The organism is Acidimicrobiales bacterium (assembly GCA_041394185.1).
Taxonomy (GTDB): domain Bacteria; phylum Actinomycetota; class Acidimicrobiia; order Acidimicrobiales; family Poriferisodalaceae; genus JAAETH01.
The window spans coordinates 430,219-446,483 of sequence record JAWKIQ010000003.1; the positions used below are offsets into that span (position 1 = coordinate 430,219).

The following is a 16,265-nucleotide window of genomic DNA, read 5'->3' on the forward strand; positions in this document are numbered from 1 at the left end:
GATGGAGGCTACTGGAAGGCGCCGTAGACTTCGCCGCCAATGAGTTCAGATTCGGCTCTGCTGATTCCCGTGAGGTCCTTTCGAGGCGCCAAGACCAGGCTGGACCAGCTCCTGGACGAAGACCAGCGCGCCCAGCTCGCGGAGACCATGCTGGGCCGCACCGTCGCCGCCGCCGGTCGGCTGGAGGCGTTCGTGGTCACGGGTGATCCCGACGTCGCCCGGGTCGCCAAGAACCTCGGAGCCCAGGCGATCGAGTGCACCGAGCCAGGCCTGAACATAGCCGTCGAGTCGGGCGTCGACGAGCTGCAAAGAAGTGGGTTCGGACGTGTCGTTGTGGCCCACGGCGACATTCCCCTGGTCGCCGACCTCGACCACGTCGGACAACCCGGCTTCGAGGGAGTGGTGATAGTGCCCGACAGGCGCCTAGACGGCACGAACGTGATGGCGATACCTACCGGCTTCGACTTTCGCTGGTGTTACGGGCCTGGCTCGTTCCACCGCCACCGCAGCGAGGCCCTGCGCCTGGGACTGCCGCTGGAGGTGGTTTGCAGCACCGCACTCGGCTGGGATCTCGACGAACCAGAAGACCTATCGGGCGCTCTCGAGCGGTTACCGATGGAGCTGCGCCGCATCGTCGAAACTGCGCCGGCGATTCATCAGCACACAGGGGACAACAATTGACCGTTCTGAAGACTGACTTCGCCACGCCGTCGTCGGCGCTGGCCATCGTCGCCCATCCCGACGACGCCGAGTTCCAGTGCGGCGCCACCCTGGCCAAGTGGGCTTCGGAGGGATGCGTGGTGCATCACCTGATCTGCACCGACGGCTCAAAGGGAACATGGGACGTCAACGCCGACCAGGCGCAGTTGGTGGCCACCCGCCAAGCCGAGCAACGTGCCGCGGCCCGCGAGCTGGGCGCGACCGGCCAGGTCGTGTTCCTCGGCTGGCCTGACGGCGAGCTCGACAGCGGCCTGCGCCAGAGGTCGCAGGTGGCCTATTGGATCCGCAAGCTCAGGCCCGACGTGGTGTTGGGCCACGACCCGTGGAAGCGCTGGCGCCTGCACCCGGACCATCGCAACGCCGGGTGGCTCGCATGCGACGGTGTCGTCGCCGCACGCGATCCGTTCTTCTTCCCAGAGCACGACATCGCTCACCACAGACCCCAGGCGCTGCTGCTGTTCGAGAGCGAAGAACCAGACCTGGCCATCGACGTGACCGGATTCGCCGACCACAAGACGAACGCCCTGCTGGCACACGAGTCGCAGTTCGAGACCACACACGACATCGCGGACGCCGACGACGACGCACAACGCAGCCGATTCGGCGAGTGGGTGACCTACACCCTGGCCGGTGGCGGAGAGGCCGCCGGCGTCGTCCACGCCGAGCTGTTCAAGCTGATCGACGACCTCTAGAGGCCGCCAACGAAGAAGGGAGCGCCCCGCGCTGCGCTCCCTCCGACCTCGGTGAATCTAGTTCGGGTGCGCTAGCGGCACCCGCCCGATCAGTTGAGTGAATCCTTGACGGCCTTGGCGGCGGTGAACTTCAGGCCTGTGCTTGCTGCGATCTCGACCGGCTCGCCGGTGCGGGGGTTGCGACCGGTGCGAGCTGCACGGTGCGAGGCCTGGAATGAACCGAACCCGGGCCAGCTGACCTTGTCGCCGTTCTTCGCAGCCGACACGCACGATTCGCAGAAAGCGTCAATGACCGCCTCGGCCTGAGCCTTGGTCACGCCGGCAGCTTCGGCTACTGCATTGAGCGTGTCGGACTTCGAAAGGTTTGCCATGGGTGTTCTCCTGGAGAGTTCGGGTGGCTGCATTCGCAAACCACATCGGCGTCATTCGACCCCGTGAGAGTGCCTGGGTCAAGCATTTAGCCGTCGATTGATCTACATGTATTGCATTTGTATTTACTAGTTTGCACTTGTATTGTTTGGGCCATGGGGGTTTGGGAAGCACTGACAATCGCCGTCGCTGCACTGGCGACATCGGCCCTTTCGGCGGTCGCAGGCATGGGAGGCGGCCTCATCTTGTTGACGGTGATGGTCGCCCTGGTCGAGCCGGCGGTGGCCATTCCGCTGCACGGAGCCATCCAGATAGCTTCCAACTCGACCCGGGCGTTGACGCTGCGCCAGCACGTCGTATGGCCCGTGGTTGTACGCCACAGCCTGCTCCTGGTGCCCGCCGGAGTGCTGGGCCTTCTGGCTGCCGACGCCCTGCCCGCCGATCTGGGGCGCGCCCTGATCGGGGCGTTCGCCCTCGTAGCGGTGTGGTTCCCGCGTCTGATCACGCCAAACCCCGCCAAACCGATTGCACCCAATGGCTTCGTGGCCGTCGGTGCGTTGCAGGGCTTCTTGAACATACCCATCGGCGCGACGGGCCCGATGATCGCCCCGTTCTTCAGGAGCGCTCTCGAACAACGCCACAGTTTCATCGCCACGTTTGCGGCGGCTCAGACCATTGGCCATGTCGTGAAGGTGGGAGTCTTCACTGCAGACGGACTCGACCTGTCGGCCCATCTGTGGGTCGTGGCGCTGTCGGCTGCTGCGGTGATCGTGGGCACAAAGCTGGGCGCCAGGGTGTTGGATTCGATCAGCGAAGAGACGTTCGGACGCATCTTCAAGCTTGCGCTGACCGTCGTGGCTGCACGACTTGTGATCGTCTATGTGTTTTGACCCCGCGGCCACGACGCCCAAGTCGTCACAGCTGCGCCTGACAGTCGCCCATTAGCCAGTTGAGGTTCTGGTCGAACTGCGCCCAGCCTTGTGCTGTCAGCGACTCCATCGTCGAGTGATAGCCGAAGAACGTCGACCGACACGCCGGAGCCATCCGTCCCCCGGCCAGTTGGTTCCCCTTGTTCCAGCGGACCAGCACCGGGGCGTCGGAAATCGTGAGAATGACATGACCTCCCGGTGCGGGCCTCACGTAGGGCACACGCCCCTTTGAGACGAGATCGATGTCTCGTCCCTCGATCGCGTGACGTCCCGGTGCGGCGAGGATCGAACCGAAAGTCACATCGGGCATGGCGTCGGTCAGCCAGAGGTCGTCGAACAGCCATGGCTTCCAGACCATGATCGGCGTCGGACGCCAGCTGAGCTTGCCGCCGATGGCGTCGGAAGACACCGTTGCGCTGATGAGAATCACGTCGGCGTCCGGCTCGCTGTGGGGGCCGAGCTGCTCGTCGGACACAACCCTGACATCGAGGCCCAGTGCCTTCAGACGGTCCGCTACGAGCACGTCGGCGACTGCCATTTCGATGGAGTCGCCGACCACCAGAAGCGCTATCGAGCCCGGGGCTGCGATCGGTCCGTCGAACCACATCGGACTCCGCAGGTCCAGGCCGGCATCGGGTTGTGGTGGCGGATCGATCGGATCGTCACCGCGCGGCAATCCGTCGGGCACTGTCGTCACAGTCGTGGGAACGACCGTCGTCACAGTCGTGGGAACGACCGTCGTCACAGTCGTGGGAACGACCGTCGTCACAGTCGTGGGAACGACCGTCGTGACACTGGTCTCGGGTATCAGGAGTGTGGTGGTGGGTGTGGATGGCACGAACGGGGCATCGTTGACGAGGGCTCTGTATGCCTGCAGCGCTGCGGCGCTGGTGTCTATCCGGAAGTTGCAGCCACGACCTCCCGGATCGATCGAGTCGAACGCCACCAGAGCCACGATGTTGGGGTAGCCGGCCAGCACCTCTGGAACCGACTGGATGAACGGAACCTTGGCCGGGCTCTCGTCGGCTCCCCATTCGGCGGCGATGACCGGCTTGTTCTTGCCGGCCGCCCACGTCAGGAAGTCTCGGTAGACCGCCCCGAAGCTGTCGAGCCCGTCGCCGGTGCACGACCACTGGTATCCGTCTGCCCCGATCCAGTCGACCACATCGTCGCCTGGATAGAACTCGGCGGCCTTGCCGGTCGTGAAGTGCCAGGTGGTCGGCGTCCAGACCCAGACGGCATTGTCGACGCCTTCCTGGTCGAAGATCGTCCGGACGTGCTTCCAGACGCGGTGGTAAAGCGTTGGATCGTCGTGGTAGCCCCAGTTGCGTCCTTTGGCAGCGTCCATCTCCCAGAAGAAGCGAAGCAGGAAGGTGACTTCGAGCTGCTTGGCGTCTCGGGCTCGTTCCCTGATCAGTTCGTCGTGTCGCCCGGCGAGGATGTCGTCGGCATGTGTGCCGTTCCAGGACACCATCGGCGTGCGTCCCTGCTCGATGTGCCAGGCGAGCCGATCCATCGCCCACGGTTTCGAGAACGAGAAGAACTCGTTGACGATGTCCAGGGGTCGCCCTATCGAGGCTTCGTGTGCCTCGACCGAGGCCCGACGATCTGCGTCGGTGAAGTCCCCTCTGGCCTCGACGTAGGCACCGACCAGCACACGATCGCCCGGGGGTACGAGCGGCCCAAAAACGGTGCGACCCTGAACGGCCGCCGATGCTTGCGCCGATCTGGAATCGACGGCCAGCAGGAGCGCTGCTGTCAGCGTCACGACGAGCGCGACCAACAACAGTCTGGGGTTGGAGCAGTGGTTGCGGGGGCGGCCGACGGCCATGATCGTGTTCCTCTCGACGTGCCCGCGCCTTGGGGAACTGCGGCTCGCCACCCGCCGAGGTGATGCCGCTGTCGAGAGATGTCGTCACGACCCGTGGGTCGCTGAAGTGGTTGTGTTGGACAAGTTGCGCCGCGCTGGGCGCGGGTCTAGTCGAGGCCCAGCAGAAGCTTGAGATCCAGCAGCGACTCGAGGACGGGAACTCCGGGAGGAACCGGGGCGGCGTCGAGGGCCCACTGGTGCTGCGAAGGCACCCATGCGGCTCTGGCTCCGGCCTCCAGCACCGGAGCCACGTCGCTGGGAATCGAGTTTCCGACCATCGCAATGGTCGACGGCTCGACTCCCCAGGATTCGAATAGGCCGCAGTAAGTGCGGTGATCCTTCTCGCTGACGATCGCGACGTGTTCGAACCGATCGGCCAGCCCAGAAGCTGCCAGCTTCGCCTCTTGATGGAACAGATCGCCCTTGGTGACAACCGCCAGCGGCATGGTTCCGTGAAGCAGGTCCAGAACCTCCACCACACCGGGCAGCAGGTCGATCGGGTGTGTCATCAGCTCGCGGACCAGGCCGAGCATGGCGCTTATGTCGGCTGACGAAACGGCTCCGTCGGTCACCTCGATGGCCGTCTCGATAAGCGACAGACCAAAACCCTTGACCCCATAGCCGAAGACTTCGAGGTTGCGGCGCTCGGTCGCCAGCAGCCGCTCATCCAGCACACGAGGAGCCACATAGGACGACAGGAGATCTCTGACGCGTTGTTGAACGCCGGCGAAGTAGCGCTCGTGGTGCCAGAGCGTGTCGTCGGCGTCGAACGCGAGAATGCTCACATCGGCCCATCGGCCGACGTGATCTACGAGGTGGTCAGGAGACTCCACGGTCGGCCTCCCGGACTCGCAGGTTCAGTGTCCGGATATGTAGCTCTCGAGATGCTCTTTCTCGTTCTCGAGTTCCCCGACCCTGGCGTTGACGACATCGCCGATCGACACGACGCCGATCAACCGACCCTGATCCACGACAGGCACGTGCCTGAAGCGGCTTCTGGTCATCAGCGACATCAGCTCTTCGCTGGTCGCCTCGATGTCGCACGTGATGACCGTCGAGGTCATGATCTGCGAAACCGGGGTGGCCAGCAGATCGGGCCCGTGACTCGCCAGCGAGCGCACGATGTCGCGCTCGGAGACGATGCCCGAGATGGTCGAGCCGTCGCCCGAAACCACCAGAGCGCCCACCCCACGGGCCGCGAGCTCGGCGATCACCTCCGCGACCGTGCTGTCCGGCCGGGCCGTGAAGACCTCGCCACCTTTGCGTCGGAGTATCTGACTGATGAGCATGCTCATCCCCCCTTTGCGGTGAAGGCCAGCTTCTCACACCCGCGGAACGATTGCTGGGGCACACGGTCACGCAAGGTCCCAGAACTCGTCCACCACGCCCAGCCACAGGCCGGTCGTCAGAGCCAGCGACTCGATGTCGACCCGCTCGTTTCGGCCGTGGAACCTCGACGCGAAGTCCTCGTAGCGGCATCGGAGGCTGAACAGCCCGGCGCCATAACACTGCGCTCCCTTTGCTCGATAAAAGCGCGAATCGGTTCCGCCGGTGGTCATGGTCGGCACCAACGCTGCTTGTGGGTAGCGACGACGGGCCACTCGCGAAAGTGCCTCCCACATCGGGGTGTCGGTGGACGACGCCGTCGACGGGTCGTCGTGGATCGAACGGATCTCGACCTCGTCGAACAACTCGCCCAGGGCAGCTCGCAGGTGGGCATCGACCTCGGCCCTGTTCTCGCCTGGAACCGTTCGGATGTCGACATCTATGACGACCTCGTCGGGGATCGTGTTCGTCTTCGAACCGCCGTGGATGACATTGGGCGAAAACGTCGTGTGTGTGCAGGCGTGAAGCCGCTTGGCTGTCGCAGGGTTGTCGATGGCAGCGATGGCGTCCCAAACGGTAAGCGGGTCCAGCAGAGCCGCCCTCTGTTGGCCTTCGAATCCCATCGCCTCGACCTGGCCGGCCCAAACGTCTGACAGAACCGAGCCCGGGCGGTAGGCAGCGAGGCGCCTGACGACCTCGGCCGCCTTCACCAGGGCGTTGTCGGCTCCGAAGGGCATCGAACCGTGGCCTGGTGTGCCCCTGACTGTCAGGCGCCGCCATGCGATGCCCTTCTCGGCGACGGTCACCGTGATACGTCCGACATGATCTCCCGATGTCCCGATGGGCGTGCCTCCAGACTCGGTCAACACATAGTCGGCGGCGATGGGTTCGTACTGGTTGTCGGTGAACCAGGCAGCCCCGTGTCGGCCACCTGCCTCCTCGTCGGCTACTGCGAAATAGATGAGGTCGCCCTTGGGGCGCCGGCCCGAGCGAGCGATGTGCCTGAAGGCCACCGCCATCGAAGAGGTCAGGTTCAACATGTCGACGGCGCCGCGCCCCCAGACCTCACCGTCGTGGATCTCGCCACCGAACGGGTCGTGCTGCCAGCCCTCGTCGGAGGCGGGGACAACGTCTGTGTGTCCCATCAGGCACACCGAGGGGGCGTCCGGATCGGTGCCTTCGATACGCGCGACCAGAGAGGACCTGCCCGGCGTCGGTTCCCATGTCTGGAACTCGACTCCCGGCCCGGCCAGGAACGACTGCAGCAGGTCGACATTGCGGATCTCGTGGCCCGATTCGGCGCTGCCGTCATTGACGCAGCGGTTACGAATCATCGCCTGCAGCAACTCGACCGTCTGACCGGTCAGCTCGTCGTGAATACTCGGTTCGTTCATCAGCTCAACCTGATCCTCAGTCGCTTGTTGCCCTTGCCTTTCGATTCGGTCTTGACCACTTCGAATCGCCCGACTTCGCCCGTCGATGCCACATGGGTTCCGCCGTCTGCCTGCTTGTCGAGCCCGACGATGTCGACCACCCGAATCGTGGTGACCGCCTCTGGAATCAGGTTCACCTTCGTGCGGATCAGGTCTGCGTCGGACAAGGCGTCGGACCGGTCGAGGAAAGACACCTCGATGGGTCTGTCGGCTGCGATCTCGTCGTTGACCAGTTGCTCGACCTCGCGGGCAAATCCTTCTGGCAAAGGGTCGAACTCGAAGTCCATGCGGGCCGACAGCGGCTCCATGTTGCCCCCGGTCACCGCGGTGCCCCAGCGATTCCAGATGACTCCGCACAAGATGTGCAAGGCGGTGTGCGTGCGCATCAGCTGATGCCTGCGTTGCCAGTCGATCTTGCCTGTCACCTGCTGACCGACTTCGGGAGCATCTCCATCGAGGGTGTGCCACACGGTCGGTCCAGCCTTGCGCACATCGACCACAGACGAAGCGCCCCCGTCCCACACCAGCCGGCCCAGATCGCAGGGTTGGCCACCGCCGGTCGCGTAGAACACCGTTCGGTCCAAGGCCACCTTGTCGCCGTCGACACCGATCACCTCGGCGACCATGTCGGTCTGATACGCGTCGGAAAGGAACAACAGCTCGGTTTGCATCGGTCTCCTCTCGGGTGACCCGAACCCTAGTTTCCAGCAACGGGCCTGCGAGCGCTAGATGACGTCGGGGCTCCAGCCGAAAGCTCGCTCGAAGCGCAGCGACGAGATCAACACCTGTTTGGCCCTGTCGGCTCCGGGTGGGGTCGTTCCCCCTACCAACGGGGCTTCGACACCAAGCCGAGCCGCCACCCGCTTGGCGATCTGCAGACGGCTGAGCGCCTGGGGGCCCGCCACATGCCACACACCGGCCACGCCGCTGGACGCGACGTCCACCAGGGCGCGTGCCAGGTCTGTGGCCGTTACAGGAGCGCGCAACTCGTCGCGATAGAACACCACGTCCCCAGGGTTGGCTACGGCGTGCCGAACCAATGCCTCCTGCTCGCCGGGGCGTTGCGATGATCCGATGACCAGCGATGTACGAACCACGGCGGCGCCGCCATCGGCCTCCAAGACTGCGTGTTCTGCCCGCAGTTTGAGCTCGCCGTAGGCGCCGACCGGATCGGTCGGGTCGCTCTCGTGTCTCCAGTTGGGTGAACTCGAGAACACGACATCGGTGGAGACGTGGACGAACCTGACGCCGGCGTCAGCACAGCGCCGAGCGACTAGGCCCGGAGCCACCGCCGTGACCATGTCAGCCTGCGGACCGGTCTTGACGTAGGCCGCGTTGACGACGATGTCAGCATCGATCGTGCTCAGGGCGGCATCGATCGAGGACAGATCGGCCAGGTCGATGAAGTGGTCTGAGGTCCGCGAAGCGCAAACCACATCGAATCCGCGGCGCGCTGCCTCTGCTACCACCGCCGAGCCGACCAGCCCCGAACCACCGAGGACCAAGATTCGGGGGCGGCCGGTCATGTGGCCTTTGCCGACCAGCCCGAATCCGGATCGTGACGCCTTACGACTCGAGCCGGAACACCGGCAACGACGCAACGATCGGGTACCACTCCTCGCACGACCGAGTTGGCTGCGACCACCACGTGCTCGCCGATCTGAGAACCGGGCAGCACCACCACCCCAGAGCCCAGCCACGACCCCCTACCGATGCTGACCGCAGCCTCGACGGGCAGCTGTCGGCCGATTGGCTCTTCGAGATCCTCGTACGTGTGGTTCTGGTCGGTTATGTAGACGTTGGTGCCGGTGAAGACGTCGTCGCCGATGTCGATCGAGAAATGGCCGACGATGCTGTTGTAGCGGCCGATCAGGCATCTGTTTCCGATGCGCACAACCGGATCGGTCACCATCTGCTGGCCTGGCAGCATTCCTGCGCTGATCGTCACATGGTCGGCGATCAGTGAGTCACTGCCGATGTGGATCCACCGTTCGCCATAGACGGTTCCGCCGGGGAATCCGATGTAGCTGCCATGGCCGAAGGCGCCGAACTGTCGCGCCTTGCGGTGGTTGGCTCCGATACCGCCGTGACGGCGGGCGAAATCCCACACGGCATTGATTGCCTCCGACACGATCCGGCCGCCCAAGCCGCTGCGATCGCCGATCACCGATGGCGGCCGTACAGATCGAGAACTCGAGACGCTGCGTCGGAGCCGACGTTGCGCAGGTCTTCTGGAGCTATGACCACAGCCGTCGGCCCGATCCTCAGCAACAGCCGTTCGAGGAAGACGTTGCCGGCAATGGGCATGGTCACCTGCAGAACGCCGTCGCCCAGGTCTTCGACGCTGGAGGTCTCGTACGACTCGACCACCCAGCGCGCTGTCGACGGAATCCGCAGCGTCACCTCGACCCCATCACCACCCGGGCCCAGGCGTGGAGGATCCAACGGTTCGGTCGGCGCCTCGAAGACCTGCCCCGTGTTGGACATACCGTCTATCCGGTCGACCCGAAAGGTACGTAGCGCGCCGGCGCTGTGACACCAGGCGTGGACATACCAGTCGCCGTCGTGGTTCAACACACTGAGCGGATCGATCTGCCTGGTGGTGACCTCGTCGCGGTATGCCGTGTAGTAGTCGATCTCGACTCGATGTCGGCTGGTGACTGCGTTCTGGAGATCGTCGATCAGCGGGGGCCGCTCGACGTCGACGGCGAGAGGACTCTGGTCGCCGAGAGTCGCCTCGAGCTTGTCCATAGCCGTCGCGAGCGAACCGGTCGAATCGCCCAGCACCGCCAGGGCAGCACGACCCGCGGCCAGCAGGCCGAATCCCTCCTGAGGCCCCAGGCGCAGCGGACGTCCCAACATGGCACCAGGTTCGACGATCACCCGGTCGTCGTCGACGATGATGCCGAGTGTGTTGTCGGGCCCATAGGGCGGAATCTCACAGCACTGAACCAACGACAGGTCGGCCAGGACATCTCCCTCGGGAATTCCGAAGTGATCGGCGATCTCGCCGATTGTCGCACCATCTCGTTCGACCACCCACGGGACCACCACCAAGAGGCGGGCCAACCGGACCTCGGCAGGAGGACGCGCCATCAGCCGACCCCCGCAATCGCCTCTAGCCAGGACACGATGTCATCACGAAGCTCGCTGGGTTCCAGAACCTCGGCGTGGTGTCTAAGGCCCAGCACCCACGACCTGAACGCGTTTCGATTGCGAACCAACACCTCGACCACTACCGAGCCATCGTCGCGGCGCTCGAGCACACTCTCGACACCGCGCAGTCGCACGATTCGTGCCGCCGTCGCCTGGTCGATCCAGACCGAAGCACTGACGACCTCTCCCTCGCCGATGAGCATTGGGTCGCGGGGCATCGCAGTGCCCGGGTCGAATTCGCCGGCGATCTCGTAGCTTCCCGCGCGGCCGACACGAACCGTGCCCGCGATGCGGTCGATGCGAAACGTCTTGACGACATCGGCGTCTCGTCCGCTGAGGTACCAGTTCCCCTCCCGGTAGAACAGGCCCAGGCCCTCGACTGTTCGGCTCTTGCCCGAGTAGTCGAATACCAGAGGGGCCCGATCGCGAATGGCGGAATGAACAACGGGCAACTGGTCCAGTGAGGGCAGTTCTGCAACCACCATGGGCGGAGCCGAGATCGTGCCGCCGATCTTGGCGATCGCCTGATCGTCCCAACTCTCGTCCAGACGCACCACAGACGCCGCCAGCTGCAACGCGAGCTGTTCAGCTTCGTCGAGCCCAAGGTCGGCGAGGAAGTAATCGTCGGGCTCGATGGTGTAGCGGGTGGTGCCCGTCGCAGGATCCATGGGCGTTCGGATCGTCACCCCCAAAGACCTGAGTACCGCCTTGTCGCGTTCGAACGACTTGCGCGATGCCTCTTCCCGGTCTGGGTACAGGCCGCCGTGTTCGACGATCTGTTCGAACGTCACCGGCTGCTCGGTATCGAGCAGAAGCATCAGTAGTTCTGTGATCCGCTCGACCCGATCCGCCACAGGTCGACATGGTAGAGGTCCACCGGCGCTCCCGGGCCAGAGAAGGACCGACTGAAAATCTCATCAAACTTCTTGGTTTCGTCACGAGCGTTGCTCTATTGTTACGGTTTCGTAACTGTGCGGGCGCAAGCGGGCGTTCCGACACGAGGTACCACATGAACGACATCCTCATGCGAACGCGCCAAAGCCGGGTCCGGCGAATAGCTGCGTTCCTTGTGATCTCCGCTTTGTTGCTGGGTTTGCTGCCGCTTTCTGCAACCAGCGCCGACGCCGCCAGTTCGCCTGTCGTAGACATCGCTTCCACCCCAGGGGGCTACCTGGTCCTCCACGCCAACGGGGCCGTCGACGCCGCCTCCACCCCTCACCTCGGTAACGCGAACGTCAACAAAGCCGCGACTTTGTCTGTTACCCCCTCGGGTTCCGGGTACTGGATCGCGGATGCAGCCGGCGCCGTGTATGCCTTCGGCGACGCCGTGTTCAGCGGTGACCTTCGCAGCGTTCGGCTCGCCCAACCCATCATCGCCATGGCCACAACCCCTTCAGGCCGTGGCTACTGGCTGGTCGGCGCCGACGGCGGCGTGTTCGCGTTCGGAGACGCCTCGTTCCACGGCTCGATGGGCGGTGTTGCCCTCGCCAGCCCAGTGGTCGACATCACCGCAACCGCCAGCGGTCGCGGATATTGGTTGGTTGGTGCCGACGGCGGCGTGTTCGCGTTCGGAGACGCCGCCTTCTACGGCTCGCTCGGCGGCCTGGTGCTGGACCGGCCCGTTATCGGCATCACCCGCAGCACCACGGGCAGGGGCTATTTCATGGTCGGCGCCGACGGCGGCGTCTTCGCCTTCGGCGACGCACCATTCCTCGGCTCCATCGGAGGCACAGGCCGAAACGACGTCACGGCGCTGAGCCCGACGCGTTCGGGCGGCGGTTACTACGTCGCTTCGACCGGGGGCGACGTGGTCGGGTTCGGCGACGCGATCTCAGGACCTGCTGCGGCCGAAGCCAACCTCCTGCAACGCGTCAATGCCGAGCGCGCCCAGCGCGGACGCAGTGCCCTGGCGTGGGATCCGAACCTCGCCGCCGCGGCCGAGTCGTGGGCACGCGACATGAGCCGAAACGGCCTGAGGCACAGCAATCTCAATGCGGTGCAGGTTTCGATGCCATCTCCTTACGCCGCTATGGGCGAGAACATCTACTGGGGTTCGGCTCATCTGGCGAACACGTCCAGCGCCCACCAGTGGCTCATGAACAGCACCTCACACCGCTCTTCGATCGTCGACACGGCGTATACGTCCGTCGGCATCGGAATAGCGTGCGTCGACGGCGAGATGTGGGTGGCGCAGCTGTTCGGACGCTCGGCGGCCAACGGCAACCCGCAATGGGCGGGCACGGCTCCGAGCAACCCGCGCGCCAACCTGGCCGGGTTGGCCGACGTCGGCTGCTGAGTGCAGAATCTGTGGCGTGCCGACGCTGCAGGTAGGACCCGACATTTCGCTCGTCTACGAGCTGACCGGCCCCGCCAACGCCGAGCCGCTGTTGTTCATCAGCGGCACCGGGGGTGATCTCCGGGCACCCAACCTGTTGCGCAGCCGCTTCGCAAAGTCGTTTCGGGTCATCGCCTACGACCAGCGAGGACTGGGTCGTTCGTCCAAGCCCGACAGGCCGTTCACGATGGCCGACTACGCAGCCGATGCGGCCAGGCTCCTCGACCATCTGGACCTGGCGTCGGCGAAGGTGTTCGGCATCTCGTTCGGTGGGATGGTGGCTCAAGAGTTCGCTGTCACCTGGCCGCAGCGGGTCGAGCGCCTGTTGCTGGCGTGCACGTCCACCGGTGGCATCGGCGGGGCGAGCTATCCGCTGCACACCCTTGCTCCCTCCGGTGACCCTCGAGCAGATGCCGCCAGACGACTCGAGTTGGCCGACACCAGGCGCACGGCACAGTGGCGAGCCGAACATCGCGATGAGGTCGACAAGATGGTCGATCTCGCGTTGGAGACCGCCGCCATCGGAGCCGGCGAACCGGGTCGCGAGGTGGGAGCGCGCCGCCAACTCGAGGCCAGAGCCGGCCACGACACCTACGACAGGCTTGGCGTCGTCGGATGCCCCTGCCTGATCCAGGGTGGCCTATACGACGGCATCGCAGCGCCCGACAATCTCGAGACCCTGGCAGGTCGCATTCAGGGCTCGACGCTGAAGATGTACCAGGGAGGACACCTGTTCCACCTCCAGGACCGGGCAGCCTTGGACGACGCGGTGGCCTTCCTGGCCTCCTGAGCCCGGCCTAGCGGCCCTCGAACCGGGGATCGCGGCGTTCCATGAACGCCTGAACCGATTCCTTGAAGTCGTGGGTGCGGAACAGGGTCATCGTCTGCAACAGCACGTGGTGGCTGTGCGACTCGAAGTCTTCGGTGAGCCCGTGCCTGAACAGCCTCTTCATCGACTGGATTGCCAAGGGTGCATTGGCTGCGATCTCGGCCGCCCACTCCTTGGCCACCGTCAACACGTCCTCGTCGGCGACGACATCGTTGAGCAGACCGATTTCCTTGGCCTCTGCGGCGCTGAGGTTGTTGCCCCGAAATCCGATCTCGGTGGCCTTGGCCCAGCCAATGAGCCTGGGCAGGTACCAGGTACCGCCCGACTCGGGAACGATGCCTCGCTTGGCAAACCCGGGCACCAACTTGGTCGACGTTCCGCCGATGCGCATGTCACAACCCAGAGCCATGTCCAGGCCGTAGCCGGCCGCTGCGCCGTTGACAGCGGCTATGACGGGCGTGTCCATGTTGAACAAGATGTTGGTCGGCAGATCACGGGTATGTGGCATGGCGAACGAGGTGTTGGCGCTTGACCCGATGCCCTCGCCCTGGGCGGCCATCTTCATGTCGAGACCGCTGCAAAAGCCTCGCCCCGCGCCGGTGACGACCACGGCGCGGACATTGATGTCGCCATCGGCCTTCAACAGGCTGTCACCGAACTGTTGAAGCATCGAGCCGGTGATGGCATTGAGCCGATCGGGGCGATTGAGCGTGATGGTGGCGACGTGGCCGTCTACTTCGTAGAGAACTTCGGCGGCCGGATCGTTGGGTTCGGTCATGAACGCCATTGTTGCCCAGCAGCAGGCAGAGCCGCCAAACGCGGGCGACACAGCGAGCTTCGCGACGGAGGGTGTCTCGGCCGGGAATGGCACCGGGCCAAAACAGCAGCTGCCGCCGCGAGAGCGGCGGCAGAAGTGGCACCCCCAACGGGATTTGAACCCGTGCCGCCACCTTGAGAGGGTGGTGTCCTAGGCCGCTAGACGATGGGGGCTAGCTCTAGCCGGGCGGCTCAGACCGCCTGACAAGTTCGACACTATAGCGGCCGTTGCCGCAACAGCGTCAGAGTTCGGGGAGGAGGACTCGAACCCCCAATGACTGGACCAGAACCAGTTGTGTTGCCAATTACACCATCCCCGAAGGATGTTGTGCCCCGGCCTATGTGCGATCGAAGCGACTGGAGATGGTAGCCGACGATTCGGTCAGGTCAAACGAGATCTTGCTGCTTCGATGCGTCGAATCGTCTCGTCTCGACCCATCAGCTCGAGGCTCTCGAACAGCGGCGGCCCCACGGTGCGACCGGTGACAGCGACGCGCACCGGAGCCTGGGCCTTGCCCAGCTTCAGCCCCAGCCCCTCGCCTGCCGCCTGCGTGGCCGCATGCAACGCCTCTGCCGACCACTCGACGCCGCCATAAGCATCGACGACAGCATCGAGCATGGGCAGTGCAGTGTCGGTGCCCATGACCTTGTTCCACGATTCGTCGTCGGTCTCGGGGTCGTCCAGGAACAAGAAGTCGACGATGCCGGGCGCCTCTTCGAGAACCTTGGCGCGCTCGCGCAACAGGGGCACCACATCGGCCACCGAGGGCTCGCCGACCCGGTCGGCCCAGGGTTGAGCGGCGAAATACGGCTCGATGGCCGCAGCGAGATCATCGACGTCCATGGCCCTGATGTACTCGCCGTTGATGGCGGTGAGCTTCTTTATGTCGAACATCGCGGCCGAGGCGTTGATGTCGGTCAACTCGAACAGCTCGACGATCTCGCTCATCGGCCGAACCTCGACATCGTCTGGTGGCCCCCACCCCAGCAGTGCGAGGTAGTTGGTCATCGCCTGGGGCAGAAAGCCGCGCTCGCGATAACTGGTGAGCGAAACATCGTCGCGGCGCTTCGACAGCTTCTTGCGCTGATCATTCACGATCAACGGCAGATGGGCGAACACCGGCAGATAGTCAGACCCCAGGGCCCGCCTCAGCAAGATGACCTTGGGCGTGACGTTCACCAGGTCTTCGCCACGCACGACATGGGTGATTCCCAGGTCGAGATCGTCGACTGCGTTGGCCATGAAGAAGGTCGCCGAGCCGTCCGAGCGACGGATCACGAAGTCTTCGACGTGCTCGTTCTCGAACGTCACGGTTCCACGAACCACGTCGTCCCACGACGTTGATCCCTCTTCTGGCACACGGAACCGAACCGCACCGTCGTCTACGTAGGCGTGGCCATCGGCCAGCAGCCGGTCGACCGCCTCCTGGTACAGGTGATCTCGCTGGCTCTGGCGCACCGGCTCGCCATCCCAGTCGATGCCCAACCACTCGAGCGACTCGTAGATGTTGTCGATCAGTTCGGGCCTGGCGAGTTCGGCATTGGTGTCTTCGACCCGCAAAACCAGCTCTCCCCCGGCGTGGCGGGCGTAGAGCCAGTTGAAAAGCGCCGTGCGGGCCGAGCCCAGATGTAGATATCCGGTGGGCGCCGGGGCGAAACGAAGACGTGGGCGAACCGATTCAGTCACGACCCGTCAGGCTAGTTGCACTCACCTGCCATCCGGCCCTTGTCGGTAACCCCGGACGACTAGATCATCGAATCGGACCCCACAGCGAAGTGGAGGTGGGAAT

Annotated in this window: 17 protein-coding genes and 2 tRNA genes; 5 read left to right on the top strand and 14 right to left on the bottom strand. The window is 64.5% G+C overall.

The genetic code is table 11. The annotated features are described in order from the left end of the window. The first annotated feature begins 39 nt into the window (after nucleotides 1–39). Together cofC and R2770_15490 are read left to right on the top strand one after the other, a co-directional pair. The gene (gene cofC, locus R2770_15485) at nucleotides 40–681 is read left to right on the top strand and encodes a 2-phospho-L-lactate guanylyltransferase (protein ID MEZ5281862.1); all 642 of its coding nucleotides are present in this window, start codon (nucleotides 40–42) and stop codon (nucleotides 679–681) included. Continuing rightward, complete coding sequence (locus R2770_15490) at nucleotides 678–1,412, top strand: PIG-L deacetylase family protein (GenBank protein ID MEZ5281863.1); 735 nt, start codon at nucleotides 678–680, stop codon at nucleotides 1,410–1,412. The genes cofC and R2770_15490 overlap by 4 nt, the downstream gene beginning before the upstream one ends. Nucleotides 1,413–1,501: 89 nt before the next feature. Here R2770_15490 and R2770_15495 read toward each other — a convergent pair whose 3' ends face one another. Beyond that, nucleotides 1,502–1,783 carry an HU family DNA-binding protein gene (locus R2770_15495; protein MEZ5281864.1) on the bottom strand — a complete coding sequence of 94 codons (282 nt, stop codon included), beginning with the start codon at nucleotides 1,781–1,783 and terminating at the stop codon, nucleotides 1,502–1,504. Nucleotides 1,784–1,936: 153 nt separating this feature from the next. On the opposite strand from R2770_15495, the gene R2770_15500 reads away from it, so the two are divergent. Beyond that, entirely contained in the window at nucleotides 1,937–2,671 is a 735-nt protein-coding gene (locus R2770_15500; GenBank protein MEZ5281865.1) for a sulfite exporter TauE/SafE family protein, read from the top strand. Nucleotides 2,672–2,696: 25 nt separating this feature from the next. Here the strand turns inward: R2770_15500 and R2770_15505 are convergent, their stop codons facing one another. The 9 genes from R2770_15505 to R2770_15545 all read right to left on the bottom strand — a co-directional run bounded on the left by R2770_15505 (nucleotide 2,697) and on the right by R2770_15545 (nucleotide 11,349). Further along, on the bottom strand, nucleotides 2,697–4,541 hold the full coding sequence (locus R2770_15505; protein MEZ5281866.1) for a glycosyl hydrolase: 1,845 nt from the start codon (nucleotides 4,539–4,541) through the stop codon (nucleotides 2,697–2,699). 146 nt (nucleotides 4,542–4,687) lie between these two features. Further along, complete coding sequence (locus R2770_15510) at nucleotides 4,688–5,365, bottom strand: HAD family hydrolase (protein ID MEZ5281867.1); 678 nt, start codon at nucleotides 5,363–5,365, stop codon at nucleotides 4,688–4,690. 72 nt (nucleotides 5,366–5,437) lie between these two features. Beyond that, nucleotides 5,438–5,875 carry a CBS domain-containing protein gene (locus R2770_15515; GenBank protein ID MEZ5281868.1) on the bottom strand — a complete coding sequence of 146 codons (438 nt, stop codon included), beginning with the start codon at nucleotides 5,873–5,875 and terminating at the stop codon, nucleotides 5,438–5,440. A gap of 60 nt (nucleotides 5,876–5,935) precedes the next feature. After that, complete coding sequence (locus R2770_15520; GenBank protein ID MEZ5281869.1) at nucleotides 5,936–7,300, bottom strand: M20/M25/M40 family metallo-hydrolase; 1,365 nt, start codon at nucleotides 7,298–7,300, stop codon at nucleotides 5,936–5,938. Further along, on the bottom strand, nucleotides 7,300–8,010 hold the full coding sequence (locus tag R2770_15525) for an alanyl-tRNA editing protein (protein MEZ5281870.1): 711 nt from the start codon (nucleotides 8,008–8,010) through the stop codon (nucleotides 7,300–7,302). Before R2770_15525 ends, R2770_15520 begins: the two co-directional genes overlap by 1 nt. A 54-nt stretch (nucleotides 8,011–8,064) precedes the next feature. Beyond that, the gene (locus R2770_15530) at nucleotides 8,065–8,865 is read right to left on the bottom strand and encodes a sugar nucleotide-binding protein (GenBank protein MEZ5281871.1); all 801 of its coding nucleotides are present in this window, start codon (nucleotides 8,863–8,865) and stop codon (nucleotides 8,065–8,067) included. Continuing rightward, on the bottom strand, nucleotides 8,862–9,506 hold the full coding sequence (locus tag R2770_15535; protein MEZ5281872.1) for an acyltransferase: 645 nt from the start codon (nucleotides 9,504–9,506) through the stop codon (nucleotides 8,862–8,864). The genes R2770_15530 and R2770_15535 overlap by 4 nt, the downstream gene beginning before the upstream one ends. Further along, nucleotides 9,503–10,435, bottom strand: a complete 933-nt coding sequence (locus R2770_15540; GenBank protein MEZ5281873.1) for a WYL domain-containing protein — start codon at nucleotides 10,433–10,435, stop codon at nucleotides 9,503–9,505. Before R2770_15540 ends, R2770_15535 begins: the two co-directional genes overlap by 4 nt. After that, nucleotides 10,435–11,349 carry a WYL domain-containing protein gene (locus R2770_15545; GenBank protein MEZ5281874.1) on the bottom strand — a complete coding sequence of 305 codons (915 nt, stop codon included), beginning with the start codon at nucleotides 11,347–11,349 and terminating at the stop codon, nucleotides 10,435–10,437. The genes R2770_15540 and R2770_15545 overlap by 1 nt, the downstream gene beginning before the upstream one ends. Before the next feature lie 155 nt (nucleotides 11,350–11,504). Between R2770_15545 and R2770_15550 the strand changes: the two genes are divergently transcribed. Continuing rightward, the gene (locus tag R2770_15550; protein MEZ5281875.1) at nucleotides 11,505–12,791 is read left to right on the top strand and encodes a CAP domain-containing protein; all 1,287 of its coding nucleotides are present in this window, start codon (nucleotides 11,505–11,507) and stop codon (nucleotides 12,789–12,791) included. A gap of 16 nt (nucleotides 12,792–12,807) precedes the next feature. Beyond that, nucleotides 12,808–13,620, top strand: a complete 813-nt coding sequence (locus tag R2770_15555; protein MEZ5281876.1) for an alpha/beta fold hydrolase — start codon at nucleotides 12,808–12,810, stop codon at nucleotides 13,618–13,620. A 7-nt stretch (nucleotides 13,621–13,627) separates the two neighbouring features. Here the strand turns inward: R2770_15555 and R2770_15560 are convergent, their stop codons facing one another. From R2770_15560 to gltX, 4 genes are all read right to left on the bottom strand, one after another. Next, a complete protein-coding gene (locus R2770_15560; protein MEZ5281877.1) occupies nucleotides 13,628–14,437 on the bottom strand; it encodes an enoyl-CoA hydratase-related protein in 810 nt (269 codons plus the stop codon). Between the two features lie 136 nt (nucleotides 14,438–14,573). Further along, nucleotides 14,574–14,649 (bottom strand) — tRNA-Glu (locus R2770_15565). Between the two features lie 74 nt (nucleotides 14,650–14,723). Then, a tRNA-Gln gene (locus R2770_15570) sits at nucleotides 14,724–14,795 on the bottom strand. Between the two features lie 62 nt (nucleotides 14,796–14,857). After that, a complete protein-coding gene (gltX, locus tag R2770_15575; GenBank protein ID MEZ5281878.1) occupies nucleotides 14,858–16,162 on the bottom strand; it encodes a glutamate--tRNA ligase in 1,305 nt (434 codons plus the stop codon). Nucleotides 16,163–16,265 lie beyond the last annotated feature (103 nt).